The sequence below is a fragment of the Janthinobacterium sp. 344 genome (assembly GCF_900112025.1).
GTDB lineage: Bacteria > Pseudomonadota > Gammaproteobacteria > Burkholderiales > Burkholderiaceae_D > Janthinobacterium.
This window is the reverse complement of the sequence record NZ_FOKL01000003.1, coordinates 219,533-237,444: the sequence shown is the minus strand read 5'-3', so window position 1 is coordinate 237,444 and position 17,912 is coordinate 219,533. Positions and strand designations below refer to the sequence as shown.

Genomic DNA, 17,912 nt, shown 5'->3' with positions numbered 1-17,912 from the left:
ACCCCGCCGCTGCGGGGCAGGGCGGGAAAGAGGGGGTAACAGGGAGAATTGCTGGCAGTACTCAGGGCGCCGTGATCACCGTGCTCAGCGGAATCTTCATGAAACGGATGCCGTTGCTGCCGTTTTCATACAGGATGCCGATGTTGCCGGCGTCCACCTGCGTCAAGTCGCTGTAGGCGGAGGCGCCCGCCGTGATCAGCAGGGAAAACGGCCAGCTCTGGCCGTCGTCTTTGCTGGCGCGCACGGTCAGGTTGTTGCGGCTGGTGGTGGAGGCGGGATTCGCGTGCAACAGGTATTGCTTGCCATTCCAGCCCAGGTTCAGCAGGCTGCCTTCGCACACGGGGTCGATCAGCGTGGCGTTGGCGAAGCCGGCGCTGAAGTTGGCGCCGCCATCGGAGCTGACGGACACGATGCGTTTTTTCGTCAGCCCGCTCTGGTCGCGGCTGTTGAGCATCAGCTGGCTGGTGCTCAGCTCGGCCGCCGTCGATTCATTCGCCGACGGATAGCCCGTGTCGTTGCCGATCTGGTAGCTGGCGCCATGGTCGTCCGAATAAAACACATACGCGCGGCCATCGGCATAGCCCGTCTGCGGCGGTCCCGCCGTGAAATTGCCCGGCACCACGATGCGTCCCGAACGCATCTGCACGCCGTGGCCCGGTCCCATGGCCAGCGTGCGCCAGCCGGCCCCGTTGTTGTACGGCGCCGCGCCGATCTTCGCCGTCTGCGCCGTGATGTTCGAGGGCGTGCTCCACGTCGCGCCGCCATCGGTCGACGTCACCACCCATTGCTCGCGCACGCCCGCGCCGCCGTTGCGGATGGTGCTTTCGCTGGCATTGCCCGTGTTATAGAACAGGAACAGGCGGCCGCCCGGATGGGCGGGATCGAGCGTGTCGAGCACGGGCACGGGGTTGCCCGCCTGCAGGGTGCCATTCGACGCCACGACGGACAGGGCCGACCAGGTGCTGCCGCCATCGAGGCTTTTCTTCATCACCACCTGGATATTGCCGAAGTCGGCGCAGCCCGAGGGCCGGCCTTCGGCGAAGGCGAGGATGGTGCCGTTCTGCAATGTCACGACGGCGGGGATGCGATAGCAGCCGTAGCTGGCATCGGCTGCGGGAAACGGCGTGCTGGCGGAAATGGCCGCCTGGGCCACGGGCGCGGCGCCCAGGCCAAGACCGAGGCCGAGGACGCAGGCGGCGGCCAGGCGTTGCAGTGATTGAATCGGCAAGACAGTTGACATTGCGGTGATTCCTTTCCCGGGACCGGGCGCGCAGCGCGGTCCCAAACCATCCCGTACTGGGGAGATCCCGCGCGCCTGACGGGTGGCAGGCGCGCGTCCCGTGTTCATGGCTGCCTAGTCGGCCAGCGGCACGCTGCGCGCAGCACTGGCATCGTGGCTGTCGGCGACGGCGCGCCAGCTCACGCCGCGGATGGCCCAGGCGGCGGGGATCGTCGCGCTCCAGTGCCGCCCGCCGTCCTGCGCGCCCGTTGCCGCGGGCGGCGCCAGGGCCACGCGGCCCAGGGTGCGGCCCGCCGCCTGCAGTTCCAGCGCGGGATTCTTCACGTCCGCCTGCTGCAGTTCCAGCACGACGGGCACGGGCGCATAGGCATGCGGGGCGCCCGGATATTCCACATAGCCGACGCGCAAGGCGCTGCGCGCCACCCTGGCGGGTTCGGCGGCATCCACGGCCGCGACGGCAGGCCGCTGGGCCACGCGCGGCGCGGCGGCCTGCGGTGGCGCGGCATCGCCGCCGCAGGCGGACAAGGCCAGCGCCAGGCCGGCGGCGCTAACCGTGCGCGGGCGCAATGCGCTCTCCCTCGGCCACCACGCCTTGCAGCGTCAGTTGCTCGTCGACAATGACGATATCGGCCCAGGCGCCCGCTTGCAGGCGGCCCCGGTCCGTCACGCCCAGGTAGTCGGCCGGATAGGCGGACAGGCGGTGCGAGGCGTCGGCCAGGTCCAGGCCCACGGCAACGAGATTGCGCAGGGCCTGGTCCATGGTCAGGCAAGAGCCGGCCAGCGTGCCGTCGGCCAGGCGCACGCCGCCCAGGCATTTGTGCACGGTGTGCGAGCCGAGGCGGTAATCGCCGTCCGCCATGCCCGTGGCGGAGGTGGAATCGGTGACGCAGTACAACTGCGGAATGGCGCGCAGGGCCGTCAGCAGGGCGCCCGGGTGCACGTGCAGCAGGTCGGGGATGATTTCCGCATAGCGCGCATGGGCCAGCGCGGCGCCGACGATGCCGGGCTGGCGGTGGTGCAGTCCCGTCATGGCGTTGAACAGGTGGGCGAAGCTGGTGGCGCCGTGGCGCAGGCCCGCCACGCCATCGTCGTAGCTGCCGCTCGTGTGGCCGATCTGCATGCGCACGCCGTCCTCGCTCAGCGCGCGGATGATGTCGAGGTGGCCGGCGATCTCCGGCGCGATGGTGATGACGCGGATGGGCGCCAGGCCGCGCAGCCGGCGCAGGCTGGCCAGCACGGCCACGCAGGCATGGTCGGGCTGGGCGCCCAGCTTTTCCTGGTTGATGAACGGGCCTTCCAGGTGTACGCCCAGCACGCGGGCGGCGCCCGGCTGGCGCGCGCCGCAGGCGTGTCCCAGTCCCGCCAGCACGGCTTCCAGTTCCGCCATCGGCGCCGTCATGGTGGTGGCCAGCAGGGAGGTGGTGCCGTGGCGCGCGTGGGCGGCGGCGATGCGGGTGGCCGCGTCGCCTCCCTGCATGATGTCGGCGCCGCCGCCGCCATGCACGTGCAGGTCGATAAAGCCGGGCAGCAAGGTGGCGCCAGTGGTGCCGGCGCGCTCCTCGATGGCGGCGATGCGCCCGTCCGGCGCCACCGTCAGGGTGCCCGTGATCCAGGCGTCGCCGCACAGGATGCGGCCGTGATGTTGGCGGTAGGCTTCAGTCATGATGTTTTCCAGGTCAATTCGGAGAAAGGCCCCCGGCAGCGGCGCTGCCTGGCCGCTGCCGGGGGCCAGCGCTTAATGGACTAATGGACGAGCCGCACGGCCTTGCCATCCCACTGCAGCAGGAAGACGTCCTTGCTGGCGGCGCCGCCGTCCAGCTCGCCGCCAATGAGCAGCACGCCATCGTCGAGCTGGATGCCGGTGCCGTAGCCCATGCCGGCCGGCAGCTTGCCCGCGTGCCACCACTTGCCGTCGCGGCGCGCATAGATGTCATCGCGCCAGGTCTTCTTCAAGCCCTTGTGCGCGTAGTTCTGGCCCGCGTCGAACTGCTGCCAGGCGCCGGGGAAATTGGCGCCGCCCGCCACCAGCAGCACGTTGTTGCTGTAGCCGGCGAACGATCCCGCCACGCCTTCCTGGCGCGCGGCGCCCGGCGGCGCCGGCAGCTTGCCGCCTTGCTTCCACGTCAGCTTGTCGCCGTCGACGCTCACTTCCTTGACGTTCGGCGAGCGCAGGCCCGGCTTGATTTCGCCATTCACCATGGTCACTAGCTGGCCGTGCACGGCCACGCCCGCGCCCACAGTGGGCAGCTGCGGGTCCGTGCCCAGGTTGCGCCACTGGTTCGTTTGCGGGTTGTAGCTCATCACTTGCGCCGTCCACAGATAGTCTTGCGGGCGCTGGTCGAAGTAGTGGCCGGCCACCACCGCCTGGCGTTCCTTGTTGTCGGCCGCGCCCACGGCGTAGTCCTGGAAGTAGCCGTCGAAGATGGCCTTGTTGACGCCGCCAAAGAAGACGATGTTCCGCTGGTCGACGGACACCACGCTGGCCGTGAAGATGCCCAGCGGCGCGCGCGTGGGCAGCTGGCGCCAGCTGTTCGCCGCCGGATCGTAGACATAGGCCGTGTCGAAGACCGTCAGGGCCTTGTCCTCGGGCGCGTTCTTGCCCGAGCCGCCGAAGATATACACCAGGCCGTTGATGGCGACGGCGCTGGCCGCGTCGCGCGCCGCGTCGGGAAACGGCGCCAGCGCCACCCATGGGGCGCCCGGCTTGCCCGTGTCGAGCGCATACCAGGCCTTGCCGGCCGAACCGAGGCCCGCATACACGGTGGCGCCGATGCGTGCGCCGGCGCCATTCTTGATGGGGGCGGGGAAGTCGGGCCAGCGCGGGGCGGTGTCAGCCGCCTGGGCGGAGAAGGCGAAGGCGGCGCCAAGCAGCAATGCACAGCTGAGTTTTTTCATGATTCGTCAATCCTGAGTAAGTGGATGGGAACGCGGCGAGGGCCAGGCTCAGAAATTCGTCGTGAAGCCGGCGCGCAATTCCGTAAACTTGTTGCCGCTGGTATCCCACTTGCGGTAGGTGGGGCGGAACCAGAACGAGGTCGACCCGCGCGCCAGGCCAATATTCATCTTGTAGGCCAGTTCCACGCGCAGCTGCTTGTAGTCGTTGGCGTCGTTCGGCACCGTGTCGACCTTGTGGATCATGAATACGGGACGCAGGTGGAAGTTCGGCGTGACGCTGTACTGGCCGCCCAGGATCAGCTCCTTATCCTTGATGCTGCTGCCGTTCGGGCGCTGCGTCTTGTCCTGCACCAGCAGCGCGCGCACCGAGTGCGTGCCGAGTGGCACCATGCCGCCGATCATGATTTGCGTCGTGTCATACACGCCGTCGGCCAGCGGGCTGTTGTCGCTGGTGGCCAGCGCATTTTTCAGGTTCTGCTTTTGCGAGCCATAGTTCAGGTCGATGCGGGCGGCCGGGTAATCGAGGCGCGCGCCCAGGATGTAGCCGTTGGCCGCCTTGGTGTTGGGGGCGATGTTGGGCGCCGTGGCCGAGACCAGCTTTTCATCCGTGAAACTGCTGCCGTTCCAGTAGAACTGCGCGCGCAGGGTGGCGATGCCGGCCACTTTCGGGCTCGTGTAGGTGAGCGAATTGTCGGCCCAGATGGCGTTCGAGATGCGCGTCAGGCCCGCCGGATAGCCCTTGCCGGCGCCCGTGCCCAGTTCGCTCATCTCGCCGATGTTGCCGCCCGAGGCATACGGATCGAGCACGTTGATGTAGCTGTCCAGCCATTGGCGGCCGAAGCGCACCGAGCCGTACTGGCTGTTGATGCCGCCCCACGCTTCGCGGTTGCCAAAGGAATTGCTCCAGGCCGGCGTGGCGTCGCCCGTGGTCAGCTTGGTCGAGACGAACAGTTCGGCGCTGAGGCCAGAATTGTCGAGCGGCAGCACGCTGCCAAAAGCCAGCAGCACGCCCGGGTGGCTGCGCTGGCGGTGCTCGTTGTCGCCTTGCTCCGTCAAGCCCTTGCGATCGCTGATCGAATACTCGAACTGACCACTGATGTTGATGGGCGGCAGTGTCACCTGCGCCGAGGCGGAAATGGTGCAGGCCGCCAGCGGGACAGCGATGAGCAGGGTGCGCTTAACTTTCATTGACTTCTCCAGTTGTTTGAGACTTGTTTTTGTTGGAAAGAATTTCAATACATGAGCATTTGGGTGGGTTGCTGCTTGGCTCGAAAATCAGTGTAAAGATATATGATATCTAATGTCAAACAAGTTATAAGCTTGTTGCTTTTTTGTTCGATCAGGGTGTTTTCAGCGTCGGGACGAACGGCTGCAGCCCGCATGGCGCGGGCCTTTGCAGCCTGGCGGGCAGGTTCAGGCGGGGCAGGCGGCCGCTCCCAGCAAGCCCGCATCCGCCCCCAGCCACGCGGTGCTCAGCGGTGGCGGGCAGGGTAGCGGCAATCCCGCCAGGGCGGTGCCGATGCGCGCCAGCATGCCCGCCGCCAGGCCCACGCTGCCGCCGATGACCACGGCGTCGAGGTCGACGCTCATGTGCAGGCCGGCGATGGCTTCGGCCACGGCCAGGGCCGCGTTGTCGAGGATGGCAGCCGCTTGCGGCTCCGTGGCCGCCAGGGCGAACAGGGCCGCGCTGTCCAGCGGCCGCCGGAAGATGGCGCTGGCCTGGCGCGCCAGCGCCGTGCCCGAGGCCAGCATTTCCAGGCAGCCCAGCCGGCCGCAGCCGCACAGGGCCACGCCGTCGGCGCTCGCGAGCCGGGCCGGGGCATGGCCCACGTGGCCGGCCAGGCCGTGCGGTCCCGCGCGCAGGCGGTGGTCGAGCACCAGGCCGCCGCCCACGCCCGTCGACAGGGTAATAAAGAGCAGGTTGGCGGGATGGCCGGCCTCGCCCCTGTCGCGCCGCGCGCAATACTCTCCCCACGCGGCCGCCTGCGCATCGTTGAACAGGGCCACGGGACAGTCAAAACGCTGGCGCAGCAACGGTTCCAGGGGAAAACCATTCCAGAACGAGATGATGGCGCGGTTGACGGGATACACCTTGCCGCCGTCGATATAGCCGGTGGTGGCCACGCTGACCTGCGCGGGCGCGGGCCAGCCGTCCACCAGGGCGTCGAGCGCGGCGGCAAATCCTGCCGCGTCCGCCGCCATGGGCACTTGCCGTCGCGCCACGATCACGCCGTGGTCCACCAGGGCGGCCGCCAGCTTGGTGCCGCCGATGTCGATCGCCAGCAGCATCTCAGGCCTCGCCCGCCAGCGGCGCGCCATGCAGCGCGGCGGCGAACCACTGCGTGATGTGCTCGATGCGCGTGATGGCCGAACCGACCGTCACGCAGCAGGCGCCCGCGCGCAGGCAGTCGGCGGCGTCTTGCGGCGTGCGGATGCGCCCTTCGGCCATCACGCGCACGCCGCGCTGCGCCAGCTGGCCGACCAGCGCCGTGTTCGGGCGGTCTTCCGGCAGATAGGCCGTGTCTTCCGTGTAGCCGGACAGGGTCGTGCCCACCAGGTCGCAGCCCAGCGCATGGCAGGCCAGGCCGTCTTCCAGGGTGGAGCAGTCGGCCATGGCCGCCTTGCCGGCCGCGCGCACGGCCGCCAGCAGGGTCGCCACACGCACGGGGCGCGGGCGGTCCGTGCCGTCGAAGGCGATGATGGCGGCGCCGGCGTCGGCCAGCGCGTGCACGTCCTCGATATACGGCGTGATGCGCACGGCGCTGTCGGCCAGGTCGCGCTTGACGATGCCGATGATGATGGCGTGAGGCAAGGCGTGCGCCACGGCGCGCACGTGGTCCGCGCCTTCGATGCGCAGGGCCGTGGCACCGCCGTTCATGGCGGCGCGCGCCATGGCGACGATGATGTCAGGCGTATCCATGGGGCTGCCGTCGAGCGGCTGGCACGACACCACCAGGCCGCCTTGCAGGCGGGAAAACAATTGCGTCGGATGTAAGTCAGTCATGGATCAATTCATTCAAGCGTGGACAGGGGACGGCGCCAGCAGCAGGCAGGCGGCGTCGTGATTGTGTTCGATAGGGAGCAGGGGCGGCACCTGCTGCCGGCAGGCCGGCTGGGCCTGCGGACAGCGCGTGTGGAAGACGCAGCCCGGTGGCGGCGCCAGCGGACTGGGGATTTCCCCGCCCAGCACGTCCTCGGGCGCCATGCGGCAAGCCGGGTCGGCGGCGGGCGAGCTTTTCCACAGTGCCCGCGTGTACGGATGCGCGCCGCCCGTGGCGATGGCCGCGCGCGGCGCCGCCTCCATCAGCCGGCCCAGGTACAGCACCAGCACCCTGTCGCACATGGCTTGCACCATGGGCAGGTCGTGCGAAATGAAAATGATGGACAGGCCGAACTGCTGCTGCAAGTCCAGCAGCAGGTTGATGATCTGCGCCTTCACCGACGCGTCCAGCGCGGCGACGGCTTCGTCGGCGATCAGCACTTTCGGCTTCAGGGCCAGGGCGCGGGCGATCACCACGCGCTGTTTCTGGCCGCCCGACAGTTCATGCGGATAGCGGCGCAGGGCCGTGGCGGGCAGGCCCACCACGTCCAGCAGGCGGGTGATCTCGGCCAGCTGCGCGTCCTTGTCGCCGCGCCGGTGCAAGATAAACGGTTCGCGCAGGCACTGTTCGATGGTCAGGCGCGGGTTCAGGCTGGCGTTCGGGTCCTGGAACACCATCTGCACCTCGCCGCGCAGGCGCCGCAGCGCCTCGCCCCGGTAGCTGGCCAGCGGCTGGCCTTCGTAGCGGATCTGCCCGCTGTCGGGCCGCAGCAGCTGCATCGCCAGCTTGGCCAGGGTCGACTTGCCGCTGCCCGATTCGCCCACGATGCCCAGCACTTCGCCGCGCCGCAGGCCGAAGCTGGCCTCCTGCACGGCTTTCACGGACTGGCGCTTGCCCAGCAATCCGGCGCGGCTGTGGAACGCCACGCCCACGTGCTCGAAGGACAGAATCTCGTTACCAGCTTCAAGCGATGGCGGCTTCATGCACGCTCCCTGTATTAATAGTTGCAAAATGGCAGCGCACCTGCTGTCCCGGCGCGACCGTGCGCAGCGCGGGCACCTCGCTGGTGCAGCGCGCCTGCGCCATGGGGCAGCGGCCGGCGAAACGGCAGCCGGCCGGGTCGCCGTACACGGTCTCCACCTGGCCCGCGATGCCCGCGAGCCTGCCGCCCTGGCCGGGACGGGGCACGGCGGCCAGCAAGCCCTGCGTGTACGGGTGGGCGGGCTGGCGGAACAGATCGGCCGTGGCCGCCGTTTCCATCAGCTGCCCGCCGTACATCACGGCCACCCGGTCCGCCACCTGCGCCACCACGCCCATGTCGTGTGTAATGAAGAGCACGCCCATGCCCACTTCCTGTTGCAACTGTTTCAGTAGCCGCAAGATCTGTGCCTGGATCGTCACGTCCAGCGCCGTCGTCGGTTCGTCGGCGATCAGCACCTGCGGCTTGCAGGCCAGGGCCATGGCGATCATCACGCGCTGGCGCATGCCGCCCGACAATTGATGGGGATACTGGCGCGCCCGCACCTCGGGCGCGGAGATGCCCACCAGGCGCAGCAGCTCGACGGCGCGTTCCTGCGCCGCCTTCTTGCCGCACACGCCATGCACCGTCATGGCCTCGGCGATCTGCCTGCCCACCTGCTGCAGGGGATTGAGCGAGGTCATCGGCTCCTGGAAGATCATGCCCATCTGGTTGCCGCGCACGGCCTGGCGCGCCTGCGGCGACAGGCCCAGCACGTCGCAGCGGCTGCCGTCGGCCGCCGTCAGCCAGGCCTGGCCTGCGATCCTGGCGCGGCTGGACAGCAGCCCCATCAGCGAGAACGACGTGACCGACTTGCCACAGCCCGATTCGCCCACGATGGCCAGCGTCTCGCCGCGCCGCAGCGCGAACGACAGGCCATTGACGGCCTTGACGACGCCCGCGGGCGTCTGGAACGATGTCGTCAGCCCCTGCACATCGAGCAATACTTCAGCATCGGTCATCACAGCTCCTTGCGTTGAGAATTACAGCAGGCCGGCGGCGGCCACGATGGTGCGCACGCGCTCGACGGCGGCATCCGGCAGCAGGCGGTTCGGCTTGCTCATCAAACGGTTGTCGATGATGCCCATCAGCTGCATGGCCGTCTTGAAGCCGCCCACGCCCGAGGCGTTCGGGCTGGTGTAGGGCACGCCGTGGAAGACGATGTCGAACAGGGCGATCAGGCGTTCCTGCTCGGCGCGCGCGCCTTCCCAGTCGCCGGCGCGGGCCAGCTCGTACAGGCGCACATAGCCGGCCGGATCGACGTTGCCCAGGCCCGGCACGCAGCCGTGGGCGCCGCCCAGCAGGGCGTAGTCGACCGTCGTTTCGGACCCCGTGAGGATGGCGAAATCGGGCGCGTCGGCGAAGTCGCGCATCAGCATGCGCATGTTGCCGTCGTCGCCGCTGCTGTCCTTGACGGCGCAGATCAGGCCTTCGTCGTACATGGCGCGCAGGGTCTCGCGGCTCAGCTTGCTGTGCACGCAGACGGGAATGTCGTAGGCGATGATGGGCAGGTCGACGGCTTGCTGGATGTAGCGGAAATGGTCGATGGTTTCGGCCGGGCTGGTGCGCGTATAGAACGGCGCCGTCACGACCAGGCCCTGCACGCCCAGTTCCTTGGCCTGCTTCGCGTGTTCGATGCAGCGCTCGGTGGTCGGGTCGATCACGCCGGCCACCAGGGGCACGGCGCCGGCCGCTTCATCGACGGCGATGCGGATGGCTTCGGCGCGCTGGGCGCCGTTGAGGAAAATCACTTCGCTCGTCGAACCCATCAGGAACAGGCCGTGCACGCCGCCATCGATCAGGTGGCGGATCACGCGCCGCAGCGACGCTTCGTCGATCTTGCCGTGCTGGTCCAGCGGCGTGACGACGGGAGGGATGATGCCGTGTAATTTCAGTGCTGACATGATTATTCCTTGCTATGTTTAGGGTCAAAGGCCTGGCGCAAGCCATCGCCGATAAAGTTGGCGGCCAGGGCGGTGACAACGATCAGCACGCCAGAAGGGAGCCAGATCCACGGGTATTGCTTGAGGACCGAGGCCTCCCGCGCAATACTGATCAGGCTGCCCCAGCTGGCGTCCGGCAATTGCACGCCCAGGCCGAGAAAACTCAGTCCCGCTTCGGCCATGATGGCCGAGACGAAACCAAGGGAAGCGAACACCGCCAGCACATCGATCGTGTTGGGCAGGCAGTGCTTGAAAATCAGGTAGGTATGGCCGGCGCCCAGGGTGCGCGCGGCGGCGACGAATTCCATCTCGCGGATGCTCATGATGCGGGCCCGCACCAGGCGGCAGGCCAGCGGCCACGACAGCAAGCCGATGACGATCACCGTCTTGCCCGTGCCGGAGCCGAGCACGGCGGCCAGGGTCATCAGCACGATGACGGGCGGAAAGGTCATCACCATGTCGACGAAGCGCATGGTGAGATTGTCGATCCAGCCGCCGAAGTAGCCGGCGATGGCGCCCAGCAAGGTGCCGATGACGAGGGCCAGCGCCACGCTGGACACGCCCACGGCCAGCGAGATGCGCCCGGCCGCCAGGGTGCGGGCCAGCATGTCGCGCCCCGTCTGGTCCGTGCCCAGCCAGTGCTGGCGCGATGGCGGCTGCAGGGCGGCGCCCAGGTCGATGGCGTTCGGGTCGTAGGAAAACAGCAGACCGGAGGCGGCGCACAGCACGGCGATCAGCACGAACAGGCACAGGCCGGCGAAGGCCACCTTGCTAGAGCGAAATTGCTGCCAGCGCGAGGGCGGGAGGGGAGCTTGCGTCATAAATATCCTCTTGGTTGTATCGTGTTTTTGAAACTTTCCTGGCGCGGCGGGACGCACGGGTCCCGGCCCCGCCTGTCGCCAGGGGGCATTGCCTGTCAAATGTGCTGTGCGGCTACTTCAGGGTGATGCGCGGGTCGATCCAGGAATACACGAGATCGGTCAGCATGTTGACGGCGAGAATGGCCAGCGAGACGAACAGGGCGATGCCCATGATCAGCGGATAGTCGCGGCTCTCGATGGCGTCGAGGAACAGCATGCCCATGCCGGGCCAGGAAAACACCGTCTCGACAAACACGGCGCCGCCGATCAGGCCGCCAAAGCTGGCGCCGATGACGGTGACGATGGGCACCAAGGTATTGGGCAGCGCATGGCGCAGCATCACGCGGTTCGGGCCGACGCCCTTGGCGATGGCCGTGCGGATGTAATCCTGGTTCAGGGTGTCGAGCAGGCCGGCCCGCGTGTAGCGCATGGTGATGGCGATGAACTGCACCGACAGCACGGCGGCGGGCAGGGCCAGGTGGTATGCAATATCGCCCATGCTCTCGTTGCCCGGCGTACTGTAGCCGCCGCTGGGAAACCAGCCCAGTTGCAGCGAAAACACATACATGCCGACGATGCCGACTAAAAAGGCGGGGCTGCTGATGGCGACATAGGCGAACAGCGACAGCACGTGGTCCAGCTTGCCATTCGCGCGGCGCGCCGAGACCACGCCCAGCACGATGCCCAGCACCGAGCCGAGCGCCAGCCCGGACAGGGCCAGCAGCAGGGTGGGCGCCACCCGGCTGGCGATTTCATCGATCACGCGGGCGCCGTCCTTGTAGCGGTAGCCCAGGTCGCCGCTGGCTGTCTGCTTGAGCCACAGCACGAAGCGCACGGGCACGGAACGGTCCAGGCCCAGGCTATGGCGCAGTTGTTCCTTCTGCACGTCCGTCAAGGCCTGGCTGGGCGGCACGAAGGCGTCGACGGGGTCGCCCGGCGCCATGTTGACCAGCACGAAGACGGTGGCCAGAATGGCCAGCAGGGTGGGGATGTTGACCAGCAGGCGATTCACGAGGTACTTGAACATGTTTCTTCCAGGCGGCATGGCCCCCTGCCTTCTCAGCTATGCAAAAACCGGCGGGCCGTGGCCCGCCAACGGGATGACGTGTGACGGTGAGGGTGGGCTGGCGCCTAGCGCAGCTGCCACTGCTCCGGCTTGTCCTGGTAGCGTCCGCCTGCGGGAGCCGGGGTCCAGATCATGTTCTCGACATTCTTGCCGAAGCCGCCGAAGCGGTTGGCGCTCCACAGGGGTATCCAGGGCAGTTGCGCATTCGTGATGCCGCAGGCGTCGCGGTACAGGGCCGTGCGCTTGGCATCGTCCGTTTCCAGCTGGCCCGCGTCGAGCAGGGCGTCGAGCTGCGGCAGCTTGACGCGCATGCGGTTCACGCCCTTCGGCGGCGCATACGACGAGTGCAGCATCGGCGTCAGGGCGCTGGGGTCGGGGCCCACGCCGCCGCCGGCAAAGACCATGCTGAAGCGGTTGGCATCGACCAGCTGGCCGTAAGTGGGGCTGTCGACGAAGCGCGGCTTGAGGTTGACGCCCACCTGCGCCAGCATCGACTGCAGGCTGGCGATGACGTCCTTCGACACCTGGTCGTTGTAATAGGTCAGCAATTCGACGGGCTGGCCCTTGCTCAGCTGTTCCCAGTTGGCGGCCGCCAGCAGGGTCTTCGCCTTGGCGACATTGGTTTCATACTTGTCCAGCTTGGCGGGCTGGAATTTCGGCAGGGTCAGCGCGCAGTTGGCGAGGGTGGCGCTGTTGTTGTAGATGCTCTTGACGATGGCGGGACGGTCGATCGCGTACAGGATGGCCTGGCGCACGCGCACGTCCTGGAAGCGCGGGTCCGTGTGGTTCACGCCCAGGTAGTTGAGCACGTGCGACGGGCCGGAGATCACATTGAAGGCCTTGCTGGCCTGGTTTTCCTTGACCTGGTCCATCGTCAGGTAGGTGAACTGGATTTCATTCGAGGCCAGGGCCAGGGCGGCCGCGCTGGCATCCTTGAAGTAGCGGTTGATCAGTTTGTCCAGTTTCGGCTTGCCGCGGTAATAGTCCGGGTTGGCGACCAGTTCCACGTACTGGTCGGGCAGGTATTTGCTCCATTTGAACGGCCCCGTGCCCACGGGCGTCTTCCACCAGGGCGCGTTGCGCAATTCCGTGACGGGCACGCTCATCAGCAGATGCCGGGGCACGATCATGATGCTGGTGAAGGCGTCGGGCAGGGTCACGTCGGGGCGCGCCAGTTCGATGACGACGGTGTGCGCGTCCGGCGTCTTGACGGCGCTGACGTCGGCCAGGCGCGGCGCAAACACGCTGGCCAGCTCGGGGCTGCGGATCAGTTCCAGGGTGAACTTGACGTCGGCCGCCGTGAACGGCTTGCCGTCGTGCCATTTGACGTCCTTGCGCAGCTTCAAGGTGAGCGTCTTGCCATCCTTGGCATAGGTCCAGCCCTCGGCCAGGTCGCCCGAGATCTTTTGCAGGCTGACGTCGTACAGGGTGAGAGTCGAGAAATACTTGTTGTAGAAACTGAAGCCTGCGGCCGCCGTCAGCGGATTGAATTTCTGCGCATTGCCGGACGGACCCACGTCGAAGGCGCCGACGAAGACCTGGTCGGCCGCCTGGACGGCGCCCGACAGGCAGGTGAAGGCGGCGAAGGCCGCGGGGAGCAGAAACTTGACGCAGGGACGGGACGCAAACATGGATTTCTAACCTCTATGTGATGAACAAAAAAAGGTGACGCCGCGTGTTGCAGACTAGGCGGTGTCTTTCGGATAACGCTTGAAGATGGAATCGAAATGCTCGGTGTATGCCCGCATCAGGCCGGCCTCATCCTTGTTTTCCAGCATTTCCACGATGGCGATATGGTCGCGCGCCGTCGCTTCCATGGCCCATGGGTCGAGCTGGGCGGCGGTGGAGGCCTTGTGCATGTTATTGAAGACGTTCCAGAACAGGTCGATCAAGGCCAGCAGGAAACGGTTGTTCAGGCACGAGTACATTTCCGCATGGAAGGCGCGGTCTTCGGCGGGGAAGGTTTCCTGCCGCAGCGCCTTTTCCAGCATGCTGTCGGCCAGCTCGCGCAGCACGGCGATGTTCTTCGGCGTGATGTTCTTCACCACCGAGGGAATCGCGCCGATTTCCAGGTAGGTGCGCACGTACAGCAAGTCCGTGATCTGGTCGTCGTTGGCGACCATGGAATAGGGCAGGTTGTCGAGGATGGAATCGAAGGAAAACGCCTTGACGAAGATGCCCTCGCCATGGCGCGATTCGATCACGCCCAGCGATTCGAGCGCCTTGACGGCTTCGCGCAGGCTGGGGCGGCTCATGTTGAGCTCCTCGGCCATGCGCGCCTCGGGCGGCAGGGCGTCGTTCGCCTTCAGGTTGTTCTGCTCGATGAATTCCTTGATTTTCACTTGCGCGTGGCGGTAAGCCGGTATCTTTGTGACCATTGTTTTCTCACTAATTAAGCAGGGTACGACACGGTATCACGGCCGGGGCCGTTCGATAACGTTATTGCCAAGGTTTCCAGGATGGCAGCACCGGCATCCGTATCGCCGCCCACCAGCAGCAGGCTGTTGCCCACCTGGAAGGACAGGCCATGCGCGCGCGGCGCCGGCAGCAGGCCCAGGCCGCGCCACTGGCGGCCGTCAAAGCCGTATAGTTCGCGGCGCCAGGTCTTGGCCAGGCCCGCATGGGCGTGCCATTGTTCTTGCGCATAATTGGCGCTGGCGCCGATGAAATGCGTGCCGCCGGCGATCACGGGAATGCCGCCGCACCGGCCGCCAAACGCGGCCGCCACGCCTTCCTGCGGCACGCCGGCTGCGGTGTCCGGCAAGGCGTGCCGGTCCCAGCCGCTGCCATCGCGGCGCGCATGCCAGGCCAGCGGCGTGCGCAGGCCCGGCTTGATTTCGCCGCTGGCAAGGATGGCCGCGCCGTTGGCGTCGATGGCGACGGCGCCGCAGGTGCCGGCAAACGGCAGCGCGCCTTCATCGTGCAGGGTGCCCTGGCGCGGGTCGAAGCGCCACTGGTGGCGGTTCCATTCGAACGCGGCGACGGGGCGGGCCATGTAGGCGCGCAGCAACTGTGGCCGTTCGGCCTCGCTGGCGGCCGCATGGGCCTGGCAAAAGTCGTCGAACTGGGCGCGGTGGTAGCCGCCGAACAGCACGATGCTGCCGTCCGCTTGCGCCAGGGCCGAGGCGCCGAGCAGCCCCAGCGGCAATGGCAGGTCCAGCTGCCGCCAGCTGTTGGCCACGCTGTCGTAGCGCCAGACGGCGCCGGACTGGCAGGCCCCGTGGCCGGCGGGCGTGATGGCGCCGCCAAAGAGAAAGAGGTATGGGCCGCTGGCGGCGCAAGCCGCGCCAGCGGGCGCCGTGCCGGGAAAGTCCGCCATGCGCTGCCAGCCGGCGGCACGGTGCGCCGTATCGAGGCGGTACCAGGCCGTTCCGGCGCTGCCCAGGCCCGCATACAGCTGGCCGCCGAGCGCGGCGCCGGCCGCCTCGCGCAGGGGCACGGGGAAGGCGGGCCAGCTGGTGTCGAACTGCGCGGTCATCGTTGTGGCGTCTGGCGGTAGCATCGTGAATGTTCTCGGCTGGGCTGTTGCGGTTCCGAATGACTGAACCGATGAAGCAAGTATTGCAGAGTAAGATATCAGATGTCAAACAACTTGTTTGGCTAAATGAAAAAAGTGGCGAAAAAGTTGCAGCGAGGTGAAAACGGCGCGGGTGGCAGCGGGGAAAAGGTGCAGGAACAGCGCGAGGCAAGGCGGATGGCGGAGCGGAAAAACGCCGGCCAGGGCGCGGGGCGCCTGGCCGGAGCGGCACGTCTTAGCGGTAGAACGCTTCGACCTTGCCTTTCAATTTGATTTGCAAGGGACGGCCGCGGCGGTCCAGCGACTTGGTGGAAGCGACCTTGATCCAGCGTTCGCTGATGCAATATTCTTCCACGTCAAGGCGTTCCTTGTCGTTGAAGCGGATGCCGACGTCGTTTTCGAACACGGCTGCAACGTGGTAAGGGCTGCTCGGGTCGATCGACAGGCGATCGGGCAATGGGGGTAAGGTGGTGGTATCGTTCATGGGCGGTATTATCGCCCAGAATGCCGATCCGATCAACGGGACAGTGGCCGCCTGGCGGGCGGGCCGCGAAACGGCCCCTTCGGCAGGGGCGCCGCGTCGTGCGCAGGCGCGCCATGCGCCGTGCCAGCGGGGTCGGCCAGCTGGAGTACGTTGCCGTGCTGCCAGGCATCGGCGCCAGGAAGAATGGCGGGCGCGCGGATGTCTGCCCGCTGGCGGCGCTTGTCGGCGGAATCGATGTGAAACCGGCGGTCGCGCGCCGCGAGCATGGCGGCATCGGCCTGGCCGTCGGCCGTAAAACCCATCATCAGCTGCGGCACGCCCAGGGGCAAGGTCTTGTGCAGGTCCGTATGCCAGGTATGCCAAGTCTTGCCATAGGTGGCGATGAGTTGTTGCATCAGCGCCTTTTCCGCCACGGCGGGGAGGCCGGGCGCGATCAGCTGGCCCGATGTGACTTCATGCACGTGACTGTGCCACAGGGCCTTTTCCGCCGCCGGCAAGCCTTGGTACAGCCTGGCGCTGACGATGTATTCCACCCCCATCAGCTTGGCATCCTGGACATTGCCGTCGTAGATCACGCACTGGATCAGTTCCTCATTGAGGATGGCGCAATAGTGGTGCGCTTCCATCTGGCCACGCATGTTGCCATTGTAGAAATGAAAGCCATCCAGATAGGCGTTCAGCGCCCCGATGGGCGGCCTGGCTTGCCATGCCTGCGCGCCCGCTTCCAGCGCGCGCGTGGACGTCCCGGCCGGTGTGCCGGGAGCGTCCACGTTCGATGCCGTGTTGTTGGCGCCGCAGGCGGCAAGAAGCAAACACGGCAGGATGGCCAGCATGGTCATGGCGGCCATGTCGCTGTCACGGGCGTGGCGGGCTGGCGCTGTCAGGATTTGTCGTCGTTCTTGTGGCTTTGGCGACCCGCTTCCACGTGCTGCTCATGCGTGCCGCCGCGCGAACCGGAGCCGGCGCCCGATTGTTCGCTGCCGCCGCGGCCCTGACCCGATTGCTGGCCGGACTGCTGCGAACCCGATTGGCCCGATTGTTGCGAGCCAGACTGCTTGTCGGCGTCATTCTTGTGGCTTTGGCGGCCCGCTTCCACATGCTGCTCATGCGTGCCGCCCTGCGTGCCGCCCGACGATTGGCGGCTGCCCGACTGCTTGTCCGACTGCTGGCTGCCCGATTGCTGCGACTGCTTTTTGTCCGACTGGCTGCCGCTTCGGTCGTTGCTGTTCGAAGTCATGGTCATTTCCCCTATGGTTGATGAATGATCATCCGCATGCCGTATGGCGTGGCGGATGCTCCTGCTGTCATCCGGCGCCGTGTTGCGCCGTTGAGGTCATTCTCGCTGCGTGCGGCCGGCCTAGCCATAGGGACACCACTTGCCTCCGTGTAGGAAAACTCCGTGGTGATTGACAACCATTTCTCAATGACATTGCAGATGGTTTACAGATAGCGCGTCTCGCGCGGCGGCGCCTCCCACGCGTCGTGCAAGCCATCGACAAAGACGAGGGGCACCTGCGCCAGTTCGGCGATGGAGGCATCGTCGAGGCAATTGACGCTGATGCCGACAAACGGGCCGCTGCGCGGGGAGTCGCCGCGGCCGAACGGGCGCACGCCGCAGTGGCGGCAAAAATAATGGGTTTCGCGGCGCGCGCCGAAGCGGTACTGGCTCAAGTCCGCCTCGCCGGCCAGCAGGCGGAACGCGCCGGGCGGCACCTGGCTGGCCCAGCAGCGCACCTTCAGGCAGAACGAGCAGTTGCAGCGCACGCTGGGCGCGGCCAGGTCGATGTCGGCAGCGAAGCGCACGGCGCCGCAGTGGCAGCTGCCCTGGTAGGTTTTTTTCATGGCGCC

19 protein-coding genes are annotated in these 17,912 nt (G+C 67.0%); all 19 read right to left on the bottom strand.

The features are described 5' to 3' along the window. Positions 1-61 precede the first annotated feature (61 nt). The 19 genes from BM193_RS10655 to BM193_RS10565 all read right to left on the bottom strand — a co-directional run bounded on the left by BM193_RS10655 (position 62) and on the right by BM193_RS10565 (position 17,906). Positions 62-1,240: a sialidase family protein gene (locus tag BM193_RS10655; protein ID WP_175533235.1), complete on the bottom strand. Its 1,179-nt coding sequence runs from the start codon at positions 1,238-1,240 to the stop codon at positions 62-64. 114 nt (positions 1,241-1,354) lie between these two features. Further along, complete coding sequence (locus BM193_RS10650; RefSeq protein ID WP_092797706.1) at positions 1,355-1,807, bottom strand: hypothetical protein; 453 nt, start codon at positions 1,805-1,807, stop codon at positions 1,355-1,357. Next, the gene (gene nagA / locus BM193_RS10645; RefSeq protein WP_092797705.1) at positions 1,788-2,903 is read right to left on the bottom strand and encodes an N-acetylglucosamine-6-phosphate deacetylase; all 1,116 of its coding nucleotides are present in this window, start codon (positions 2,901-2,903) and stop codon (positions 1,788-1,790) included. The genes BM193_RS10650 and nagA overlap by 20 nt, the downstream gene beginning before the upstream one ends. Before the next feature lie 80 nt (positions 2,904-2,983). Continuing rightward, positions 2,984-4,135: an N-acetylneuraminate epimerase gene (locus BM193_RS10640; protein WP_092797704.1), complete on the bottom strand. Its 1,152-nt coding sequence runs from the start codon at positions 4,133-4,135 to the stop codon at positions 2,984-2,986. A 48-nt stretch (positions 4,136-4,183) separates the two neighbouring features. Next, positions 4,184-5,323 carry a porin gene (locus BM193_RS10635; protein ID WP_092797703.1) on the bottom strand — a complete coding sequence of 380 codons (1,140 nt, stop codon included), beginning with the start codon at positions 5,321-5,323 and terminating at the stop codon, positions 4,184-4,186. Between the two features lie 225 nt (positions 5,324-5,548). After that, the gene (locus BM193_RS10630) at positions 5,549-6,424 is read right to left on the bottom strand and encodes an ROK family protein (protein WP_175533234.1); all 876 of its coding nucleotides are present in this window, start codon (positions 6,422-6,424) and stop codon (positions 5,549-5,551) included. Position 6,425: 1 nt separating this feature from the next. Beyond that, a complete protein-coding gene (locus BM193_RS10625; protein WP_092797701.1) occupies positions 6,426-7,139 on the bottom strand; it encodes an N-acetylmannosamine-6-phosphate 2-epimerase in 714 nt (237 codons plus the stop codon). 12 nt (positions 7,140-7,151) lie between these two features. After that, positions 7,152-8,159 carry an ABC transporter ATP-binding protein gene (locus BM193_RS10620; RefSeq protein WP_092797700.1) on the bottom strand — a complete coding sequence of 336 codons (1,008 nt, stop codon included), beginning with the start codon at positions 8,157-8,159 and terminating at the stop codon, positions 7,152-7,154. Beyond that, positions 8,140-9,156 (bottom strand): ABC transporter ATP-binding protein, encoded by a 1,017-nt coding sequence (locus tag BM193_RS10615; RefSeq protein WP_092797699.1) that lies wholly within the window; start codon positions 9,154-9,156, stop codon positions 8,140-8,142. The genes BM193_RS10620 and BM193_RS10615 overlap by 20 nt, the downstream gene beginning before the upstream one ends. 21 nt (positions 9,157-9,177) lie before the next feature. Continuing rightward, positions 9,178-10,098, bottom strand: a complete 921-nt coding sequence (locus tag BM193_RS10610) for a dihydrodipicolinate synthase family protein (RefSeq protein ID WP_092797698.1) — start codon at positions 10,096-10,098, stop codon at positions 9,178-9,180. 2 nt (positions 10,099-10,100) lie between these two features. After that, positions 10,101-10,958, bottom strand: a complete 858-nt coding sequence (locus BM193_RS10605) for an ABC transporter permease (RefSeq protein ID WP_092797697.1) — start codon at positions 10,956-10,958, stop codon at positions 10,101-10,103. A 112-nt stretch (positions 10,959-11,070) separates the two neighbouring features. Beyond that, complete coding sequence (locus tag BM193_RS10600; RefSeq protein WP_092797696.1) at positions 11,071-12,024, bottom strand: ABC transporter permease; 954 nt, start codon at positions 12,022-12,024, stop codon at positions 11,071-11,073. Positions 12,025-12,128: 104 nt separating this feature from the next. Beyond that, positions 12,129-13,694, bottom strand: coding sequence for an ABC transporter substrate-binding protein (locus BM193_RS10595; protein ID WP_092797695.1), 1,566 nt, complete (start codon positions 13,692-13,694; stop codon positions 12,129-12,131). A 54-nt stretch (positions 13,695-13,748) separates the two neighbouring features. Beyond that, the gene (locus tag BM193_RS10590) at positions 13,749-14,441 is read right to left on the bottom strand and encodes a FadR/GntR family transcriptional regulator (RefSeq protein ID WP_092797694.1); all 693 of its coding nucleotides are present in this window, start codon (positions 14,439-14,441) and stop codon (positions 13,749-13,751) included. Positions 14,442-14,455: 14 nt separating this feature from the next. Then, positions 14,456-15,541 (bottom strand): YjhT family mutarotase, encoded by a 1,086-nt coding sequence (locus BM193_RS10585; RefSeq protein ID WP_175540812.1) that lies wholly within the window; start codon positions 15,539-15,541, stop codon positions 14,456-14,458. Positions 15,542-15,815: 274 nt separating this feature from the next. Next, positions 15,816-16,064, bottom strand: coding sequence for a DUF3297 family protein (locus BM193_RS10580; protein WP_010398340.1), 249 nt, complete (start codon positions 16,062-16,064; stop codon positions 15,816-15,818). Positions 16,065-16,096: 32 nt separating this feature from the next. Beyond that, positions 16,097-16,912: an OBAP family protein gene (locus BM193_RS10575; RefSeq protein ID WP_092797692.1), complete on the bottom strand. Its 816-nt coding sequence runs from the start codon at positions 16,910-16,912 to the stop codon at positions 16,097-16,099. Between the two features lie 32 nt (positions 16,913-16,944). Next, a complete protein-coding gene (locus tag BM193_RS29090; RefSeq protein ID WP_175533233.1) occupies positions 16,945-17,301 on the bottom strand; it encodes a hypothetical protein in 357 nt (118 codons plus the stop codon). Positions 17,302-17,504: 203 nt separating this feature from the next. Next, positions 17,505-17,906, bottom strand: a complete 402-nt coding sequence (locus tag BM193_RS10565; RefSeq protein ID WP_092797690.1) for a GFA family protein — start codon at positions 17,904-17,906, stop codon at positions 17,505-17,507. Positions 17,907-17,912 lie beyond the last annotated feature (6 nt).

Coding starts and splice junctions, on each gene's coding strand:
- BM193_RS10655 (WP_175533235.1), bottom strand. CDS start 1,240: ATGTCAACTGTCTTGCCGATTCAATCACTGCAACGCCTGGCCGCCGCC.
- nagA (WP_092797705.1), bottom strand. CDS start 2,903: ATGACTGAAGCCTACCGCCAACATCACGGCCGCATCCTGTGCGGCGAC.
- BM193_RS10640 (WP_092797704.1), bottom strand. CDS start 4,135: ATGAAAAAACTCAGCTGTGCATTGCTGCTTGGCGCCGCCTTCGCCTTC.
- BM193_RS10635 (WP_092797703.1), bottom strand. CDS start 5,323: ATGAAAGTTAAGCGCACCCTGCTCATCGCTGTCCCGCTGGCGGCCTGC.
- BM193_RS10630 (WP_175533234.1), bottom strand. CDS start 6,424: ATGCTGCTGGCGATCGACATCGGCGGCACCAAGCTGGCGGCCGCCCTG.
- BM193_RS10625 (WP_092797701.1), bottom strand. CDS start 7,139: ATGACTGACTTACATCCGACGCAATTGTTTTCCCGCCTGCAAGGCGGC.
- BM193_RS10620 (WP_092797700.1), bottom strand. CDS start 8,159: ATGAAGCCGCCATCGCTTGAAGCTGGTAACGAGATTCTGTCCTTCGAG.
- BM193_RS10615 (WP_092797699.1), bottom strand. CDS start 9,156: ATGACCGATGCTGAAGTATTGCTCGATGTGCAGGGGCTGACGACATCG.
- BM193_RS10610 (WP_092797698.1), bottom strand. CDS start 10,098: ATGTCAGCACTGAAATTACACGGCATCATCCCTCCCGTCGTCACGCCG.
- BM193_RS10605 (WP_092797697.1), bottom strand. CDS start 10,958: ATGACGCAAGCTCCCCTCCCGCCCTCGCGCTGGCAGCAATTTCGCTCT.
- BM193_RS10600 (WP_092797696.1), bottom strand. CDS start 12,024: ATGTTCAAGTACCTCGTGAATCGCCTGCTGGTCAACATCCCCACCCTG.
- BM193_RS10595 (WP_092797695.1), bottom strand. CDS start 13,694: ATGTTTGCGTCCCGTCCCTGCGTCAAGTTTCTGCTCCCCGCGGCCTTC.
- BM193_RS10590 (WP_092797694.1), bottom strand. CDS start 14,441: ATGGTCACAAAGATACCGGCTTACCGCCACGCGCAAGTGAAAATCAAG.
- BM193_RS10585 (WP_175540812.1), bottom strand. CDS start 15,541: ATGACCGCGCAGTTCGACACCAGCTGGCCCGCCTTCCCCGTGCCCCTG.
- BM193_RS10580 (WP_010398340.1), bottom strand. CDS start 16,064: ATGAACGATACCACCACCTTACCCCCATTGCCCGATCGCCTGTCGATC.
- BM193_RS10575 (WP_092797692.1), bottom strand. CDS start 16,912: ATGGCCGCCATGACCATGCTGGCCATCCTGCCGTGTTTGCTTCTTGCC.
- BM193_RS29090 (WP_175533233.1), bottom strand. CDS start 17,301: ATGACTTCGAACAGCAACGACCGAAGCGGCAGCCAGTCGGACAAAAAG.
- BM193_RS10565 (WP_092797690.1), bottom strand. CDS start 17,906: ATGAAAAAAACCTACCAGGGCAGCTGCCACTGCGGCGCCGTGCGCTTC.